The sequence below is a fragment of the Micromonospora sp. RV43 genome, assembly GCF_001029515.1.
Lineage (GTDB): Bacteria > Actinomycetota > Actinomycetes > Mycobacteriales > Micromonosporaceae > Micromonospora > Micromonospora aurantiaca.
Map to the genome: position 1 here is coordinate 1 of NZ_LEKG01000354.1, position 1,784 is coordinate 1,784.

General features: G+C 74.6%; 2 protein-coding genes and 1 pseudogene. 1 reads left to right on the forward strand and 2 read right to left on the reverse strand.

The genetic code is table 11. The features are described from left to right. Nucleotides 1-103: 103 nt before the first annotated feature. Both ABD52_RS37115 and ABD52_RS37120 read right to left on the reverse strand, forming a co-directional pair. The gene (locus ABD52_RS37115; protein ID WP_013473563.1) at nt 104-793 is read right to left on the reverse strand and encodes an anti-sigma factor; all 690 of its coding nucleotides are present in this window, start codon (nt 791-793) and stop codon (nt 104-106) included. Beyond that, entirely contained in the window at nt 790-1,359 is a 570-nt protein-coding gene (locus ABD52_RS37120) for a sigma-70 family RNA polymerase sigma factor (RefSeq protein WP_013283619.1), read from the reverse strand. The genes ABD52_RS37115 and ABD52_RS37120 overlap by 4 nt, the downstream gene beginning before the upstream one ends. A 170-nt stretch (nt 1,360-1,529) precedes the next feature. Between ABD52_RS37120 and ABD52_RS37125 the strand changes: the two are divergent. After that, nucleotides 1,530-1,784, forward strand: a pseudogene (locus ABD52_RS37125) (phosphatase); the annotation flags it as partial.

The following is a 1,784-nucleotide window of genomic DNA, read 5'->3' on the forward strand; positions in this document are numbered from 1 at the left end:
CCCCGTCCCGCTGATCTTGCACTTACCGCCCCGGCGAAAGGGGCGAACCACCCGCACCGAGGGCCACAAGTGCAAGATCAACGGGGAGAGCGGGCGGGCAGGGTCAGCGCAGGTCGTAGGCCAGGACGGGGGCGTTTGTTCCTCGGAGCAGCTCCAGGCGGACCAGCTCGCCCTTGGTGAAGCGGGTGACGCCGGAGAAGCGCAGGTCGTCACCGGGGGCGGCGAGCCACGAGCCGATCTGCTCCGTCGCGCCGTCCGGGCCGTGCGCCACCAGCCGGAACGTGTACGCCTCCCGGTGCCCGGCCCGCCTGTCGTACCCGCAGTGCATGGTGACCTCGGTGCCCCACGGCGTCTCGGTCAGCCCCACCTCGGCGTGCACCGGCACCGTCCCGGCCACCGGCCGCATCGAGGCCAGCGCCACCGGCGGCTTCGACGGCTCGGCCGGCGACTGCACGAGTCCCACCCCGACGCCCGCCAGCACCGCGAGCGCGGCGGCGGCGAGCGCTGTCAGCGCGTACCGTCGGCGGGAGCGGGACCGCTCGCGGCGCTTGCGCTCGCGCGCGGCGTCGAGCAGCGCGGGCACCCGCGACGTCTCCGGCCCGACCTCCAGGAACTGCTCCAGCCCGGCCGGGTCGAGCCGCCCCAGCAGGCCGGGCAGCACGGCGATCTCGGCCACCGCCTCCCGGCACTGCGCGCACCCGGCCAGGTGCCGCTCGTAGGCGACCCGGTCCGCCGGGGCGAGGGCACCGAGCACGTACGCCCCGTCGTCGTGCGCGAACTCGCAGCGTGTCACCCGGTCACCCCCATCTCGGCCAGCGCCAACCGTAGTGAGCGCAGCGCGTAGTGGGTACGCGACTTCACCGTCCCCGGCGGTACGCCCAGCCGTGCCGCCGCCTCCGCCACCGAACGTCCCTGGTAGAAGCACTCGACGAGCACCTCCCGGTGGGTCGGGCTGAGCCGGTTGAGCGCCTCGGCCACGGTCCACGCCTCCACCGCGCGCTCCGTCTCGTCGACCGTCTCGGCGGTCTCGGGCAGTTCGTCCGTGTAGACCTCGCCGACGCGGGCCGAGCGCCGCCGCCAGGCGTCGATCGCCAGGTTCCGCGCGGTGGTGAACAGCCAGGCGCGTACCGAGCCGCGTCGCGGGTCCAGCGACTCGGGGTGCCGCCAGGCGCGCAGGAGCGTCTCCTGCACCAGGTCCTCGGCCCGGGGCCGATCGCCGTTGACCAGCCGCAGGGCGTGCGCGTACAACGCGTCGGCATGCTCGTCGTGCAGCGCGCGCAGCAGTTGGGCGTCGTGGTCGCTGATGGCGGTACCTCGCTTCCGGCGGCGGGGAAACCGGCGATGCGTTCGCCCTTCCATACGTGCCGTGACGCCGAACGGTTCATCCGCAGGTCAACGCGGAGCTGTTCACGTCCGGTTCAGGTCCGGGCCGATCCCCGCTCACCGTGCCCTGGCAGCGTCCGGCGGGTGAGCGCCCGGGCCGTCTCGCCCGCGCGCCTTCCGACGTTGAGATCAGGAGGCTCCACCTCATGAGCGACCGGCCTCGCCTGCTTCCGCTGCTGGGTGGCACCCGCCACGGCAGCCGCGACGCGATGACCTGTCTGTACCGGTGCGGCAACGCGTGTGACCACCCGGTGCCGAACCCGACCGACAACCCGTACTTCGGCGACGTGGTCGACACCGAGATCTCCCGGCGCGGCGTGGTCCGGGCCGGCGCGGTCGGCGCGCTGGTGCTCGGCTTCGGCGGCGCCGCCGCGGGCGCGCTCGCCGGCGCCGCGCCGGCC